Origin of the sequence: Blastomonas sp. UPD001 (genome assembly GCF_003426715.1) — a bacterium.
In the GTDB taxonomy this organism is placed as follows: domain Bacteria; phylum Pseudomonadota; class Alphaproteobacteria; order Sphingomonadales; family Sphingomonadaceae; genus Blastomonas.
This window is the reverse complement of the sequence record NZ_QKVT01000001.1, coordinates 2,354,863-2,359,307: the sequence shown is the minus strand read 5'-3', so window position 1 is coordinate 2,359,307 and position 4,445 is coordinate 2,354,863. Positions and strand designations below refer to the sequence as shown.

Annotated in this window: 5 protein-coding genes; 3 read left to right on the top strand and 2 right to left on the bottom strand. The window is 67.2% G+C overall.

Translation table 11 applies throughout. From position 1 onward, the window contains the following. The 3 genes from DM995_RS12035 to DM995_RS12025 form a co-directional block, all read left to right on the top strand. A partial coding sequence (locus DM995_RS12035) for a cytochrome c1 (RefSeq protein ID WP_232824350.1) occupies positions 1 to 247 on the top strand: 247 nt, incomplete at its 5' end. Between the two features lie 126 nt (positions 248 to 373). Continuing rightward, the gene (locus DM995_RS12030) at positions 374 to 874 is read left to right on the top strand and encodes a hypothetical protein (RefSeq protein ID WP_157973183.1); all 501 of its coding nucleotides are present in this window, start codon (positions 374 to 376) and stop codon (positions 872 to 874) included. Then, a complete protein-coding gene (locus DM995_RS12025) occupies positions 871 to 1,179 on the top strand; it encodes a transcriptional regulator (protein WP_116969576.1) in 309 nt (102 codons plus the stop codon). The genes DM995_RS12030 and DM995_RS12025 overlap by 4 nt, the downstream gene beginning before the upstream one ends. 100 nt (positions 1,180 to 1,279) lie before the next feature. Here the strand turns inward: DM995_RS12025 and DM995_RS12020 are convergent, their stop codons facing one another. Beyond that, a complete protein-coding gene (locus DM995_RS12020) occupies positions 1,280 to 3,418 on the bottom strand; it encodes a transglycosylase domain-containing protein (RefSeq protein WP_116969575.1) in 2,139 nt (712 codons plus the stop codon). Positions 3,419 to 3,502: 84 nt separating this feature from the next. Continuing rightward, positions 3,503 to 3,874 carry a molybdenum cofactor guanylyltransferase gene (mobA, locus tag DM995_RS22780; protein ID WP_157973182.1) on the bottom strand — a complete coding sequence of 124 codons (372 nt, stop codon included), beginning with the start codon at positions 3,872 to 3,874 and terminating at the stop codon, positions 3,503 to 3,505. Between the last annotated feature and the right edge of the window lie 571 nt (positions 3,875 to 4,445).

Genomic DNA, 4,445 nt, shown 5'->3' with positions numbered 1-4,445 from the left:
TTTCGCGAACCTGAACATCGCGATGGCCAACCCGCTCGGCAGCGACGGCATCGTCACCTATTCGGACGGCACCAACGCCACCCGCGACCAGATGGCCAAGGACGTCGCCGCGTTCCTGGTGTGGACCGCCGAACCCACGCTGGAAAAGCGCCACCAGACCGGCTGGGCCGTGCTGATCTTCCTGATCATCGCGACGGGCCTGGGCTATATGGCCTATCGCAACGTTTGGGCGGGCGTGAAGCACTGAGCTTCTGATACACTGTTAGACTGACAACCGATCCGGCCCGGCAGCGCGAGCTTCCGGGCCGGATTGCGTCTGGGGGCGTCAAAGCATCGTCTGACTTTCCAACTTGGAAAGAAATGACTTGCCATCATGGAAAGTCAGGTCTATCGACTTTCCACGATGGAAAACGAAGAGGCTCCCATGACCCCGGACAAGGCTGCAGCGGCTCTGGCCAGCATCGACCGCACGCATGAAAGGCTCGCCCAACGGACGCGATGGCCATGGCATCGCCACGCCATGTTCGGTCTGGTCGAAGGGCTGATGGTCGCCGCCGTCGCACAGCCGCTTGCCCATGCCGGCGCGATGTTCCTCGCCGCGATGGTCCTGCTCATCTCCTGCATCCTTGGCGACCGGCGTCGCGACGGAATGTTCGTCTCCGGCTGGCAAGCCGGCGCGACGCGTCCGTTGACGTTCGTCATCCTGCTCTTCGTTCTGGCGATGGCGGTCTTGGCCGTCGGGGTCCGCGAAGCGAGCGAGGCCGCGCCGATCGGCTATGTCCTAGGGGGCCTTACCTTTGCCGTCTGCACCGCGGCCAGCTTGCTGTGGGAGAAGATCTATAGGACCGACCTGACCGGAATTTCCCAGCCATGAGCACCAGGCTGGATGCGGCCTTGCACGCCCCGGCCCGGTTGCAGATCGCGGCCATGCTCGCGCGCGTCGAGGATGCCGAGTTCGCCGTCATCCGCGATGTCGTCGACGTCAGTGACTCGGTGCTTTCGAAGCATCTCTCGGCGCTCAAGGAGGCGGGCTATGTCGATCTGCGCAAGGCGGCGCAGGACGGACGCCAGCGAACCTGGGTATCATTGACGCGCGCCGGGCGACGAGCCTTTGCGGGCCATATGGCGGCGCTCCAGGATCTCGTCGCCAGTGCGCAGGCAGCGATTTCAGCGGTCTGATCCGGGCAGGGACGGCGGACCAGCCCCCGCAATCTCCCCAAAACAGCCGGACGATGCTGGGCATGCCGGGCGATCGGGCGAAATCCGTTCGCGGGAGGGACTACTGCCCCTCTTCCTCACGCAATCTCGGCGCAACGCGGTCGTCCTGCGGGTTCGGCGGAGGTCTGCGCACCGGGGGGCGCGGCTCGGCCTGGCGGACCTGCGGGCGCTGCGGCTGGGTGTCGCGGCCCAGCGCGCGGTCGATGAAATTCTCGTCGAGCCGTTCGGGCTGTTGCGGTTCGCCGGGGATGCCGCCGGGCGGTGCGGCGCCCGGAATGTCGCCCTCGCCCTGGCCCACCGGATTGCCGTTCTCGTCGATGAAGATCACATCGTCGGGCGAGCCGAAATAAGCCTCGTCATCGGGCTCGAGCTGCCATTCGGGGAGCTTGAGCTCGGTCTCGAACGGCTCGACCTTGCGCTTGGCGACGGCGACCTTCATGAACGCGGCAAAGGCGCGCGCGGGCGCGGTGCCGCCCTGCAGCCCGCCGACGGGACGTGCATCGTCGCGGCCCATCCACACCCCGGTGGTGATGCCGCTCGAAAAGCCGAGGAACCAGCCGTCCTTGTTGCTGTTCGTCGTCCCGGTCTTGCCCGCGACGGGTCGGCCGATCTGTGCTGCGCGGCCGGTGCCGACATTGACCGCGGTCTGTAGCAGGTCGGTCATCCCGGCGGTGACATAGGGCGGCACGAGCACCTGGCTCAGGTCCGCCTCGTGCTGGTAAAGTATCTCGCCCTTGCTCGTGGTCACCTTGGTGATGCCATAGGGCGCGATCGCCACGCCGCCCGAACTGACCCCGGCAAAGGCGCGCACCATGTCGATCACGCGCACCTCGGACGATCCCAGCACCATCGAGGGCAGGGTGGTGATCGGCGTGGTGATGCCGAAGCGGCGCGCCATGTTGGCGATGGTGCTGGTGCCGACATCCTCGCCGATGCGCGCGGCGACGGTGTTCTTCGAATAGGCAAAGGCGGTGCGTAACGAGATGTCACCGGCATAGCTGCCGCCGCTGTTGCGCGGGGTCCATCCGCCGATGGTGATCGGCGCGTCGGTGACGATGTCCTCGGGCTTGTAGCCCGCCTCGAGCGCGGCCATGTAGACGAACAGCTTCCAGGCCGATCCCGGCTGGCGCAGCGCGCTGGTGGCGCGGTTATAGTTCGAGGTGACATAATCGGTGCCGCCGACCATCGCGCGCACCGCGCCGTCGCGGTCCAACGCCACCAGCGCGCCCTGCGCGCCGCCGGGCACATAGGCCTGGATCGCATTGGTGCCTGCGCGCTGCATATTGAGGTCGAGCGTGGTCCACACCACGATCGGCTCGTCATTGTCCTCGATCAGCGTGTCGAGCTGCGGCAGCGCCCAGTCGGTGAAATAGCGCACCGAATTCTGGCCCTTTTCCGGTGCGAACTCAACCGCCTCGAGATCGGCCTCGGCGGCCTGGGCGGGGGTGATCGTGCCGACATCCTGCATCACCTGCAGCACCACGCCCGCGCGGCCGATCGCCGCTTCGCTGTCGGCGGTGGGCGAATAGCGCGACGGGGCCTTGACCAGCCCGGCGATGATCGCCGCCTCGGCTAGCGACAAGGTGGTCGCATCGTGGTTGAAGAACTTGCGCGAGGCGGAATCGACGCCATAGGCGCCGCCGCCGAAATAGACCTTGTTGAGGTACAGCTCGAGAATCTGGTCCTTGCTGAACTTCTGCTCGAGCGCGAGCGCGAGAATGCCCTCGCGGATCTTGCGCGTGTACGAGCGGCTGTTGCTGAGGAAGATGTTGCGCGCCAGCTGCTGGGTGATCGTCGAGGTCGCGCGCAGCCGTCCGCCGCCGCTCACGGTGGTGAAGATCGCGCGGCCGATACCGATCGCATCGACGCCGGGATGGTAGGCGAAGCGCCGGTCCTCGACCGAGATCATCGCGTCCTTCATCACCTGGGGAATGTCGTCGATGTCGAGCCACTCGCCGAAGCTGGGGCCGAGCTGCATGATCTCGGTGCCGTCGGCGGCCTTGACCAGGATCATCTGGCCATTGGGTGAGGATTTCAGATCGCTGAAGCTCGGCAGCGAGCCCATTACCGTCGCCACCGCGACGACGAGCGCGATCAGCGCGAAGACCGATGTCGCTGCGCCGATCTTGACGATGCGCCAGAACCAGAGGCGGGCTCCGCTTCTGGGTGCGGACTTGCCGCCCTTGTCTTTCACCGCCATGCCAGATTGGCCCCTGTCATCCCTGCTGCGTGCCGCGCCGCGTGTCGGCGGCAAAGCGCCGCTCTATATGGTTTTCGGCTTTCATTATGCTGAATATCGCGTTGATCCGGTCAGGCCAAGCCGTTTCCCCGGTTCTTCAAGAGCATGCGCGCGCGCCGCCTCGAGCTCCCGCGGCGTGTTGACGTTCATCAGCGCCTGGCGATCGGCAAAGGGCACGACGCGCATGCCGATCGCCTCGCCCAGCCGGTGCAGCGACCAGCGCTCGCCACAACGCTCGGGCGGCAGCGCCTCGAGCACCGTGCGCGCGCTCCACAGCGCGAAGACCGGTTGCAACGCGCCTTGCGTCTCGGCCATTGCGAGCGGCGCTTGCGCGGCGAGGCTCGTGACCAGATCGGGCGGAACGAAGGGCGCATCGACCGGGCAGGTGACGAACGCATCGCCGCCCTCCGCGCGCACCGCGCTCGCGATCGAGCGGATCGCGCCGACGGGATCCAGTCCGCAGCCTTTTCGCGGCCCGGCAGCTTCTCGATCTCGCCCAGCGCCGCCTCGACCCGGCCCGCCTCCAGATAGCGCCGCGCGCGCTGCACGCGCTGCGTCGGGGTCTGCGATTCCCGGCCCTGCTGCTCGATCACGAAAAGCTCGCTGATCTCGCGCTGGAAGGCGTCCCAGAAACCCTCGTTCTCGGCACGACCCGACCCCAGCGAAGGCCCTATCTCGTCGAGCTGCGCGCGCAGCTGGTCCATCGTCACGGGGGTTTTCGACGCGCGGATGATCGTCGCCACGGCATTGGGCTGGGCCGCGCCGAAGCGTAGCTGCAGCTGGCCTTCGAGATAGCCGAGCGCCGAGGCGCGGTCGAGCGCTCGGCGTGCGGCAAAGGCGATCAGCAGCCCCTCGGCGCGCCCGGCATTGCCCGATGCGGCCTGGGCCTGGACGTTGATCAGCGACAGCCGGTTCTCCAGCTCGGCCACGCGCTGGTCGAGCGCGCCGGGCGGCACCGGGCCGCTGAGCATGCCGGTCGCCATCGACG

Coding starts and splice junctions, on each gene's coding strand:
- DM995_RS12030 (WP_157973183.1), top strand. CDS start 374: ATGGAAAGTCAGGTCTATCGACTTTCCACGATGGAAAACGAAGAGGCT.
- DM995_RS12025 (WP_116969576.1), top strand. CDS start 871: ATGAGCACCAGGCTGGATGCGGCCTTGCACGCCCCGGCCCGGTTGCAG.
- DM995_RS12020 (WP_116969575.1), bottom strand. CDS start 3,418: ATGGCGGTGAAAGACAAGGGCGGCAAGTCCGCACCCAGAAGCGGAGCC.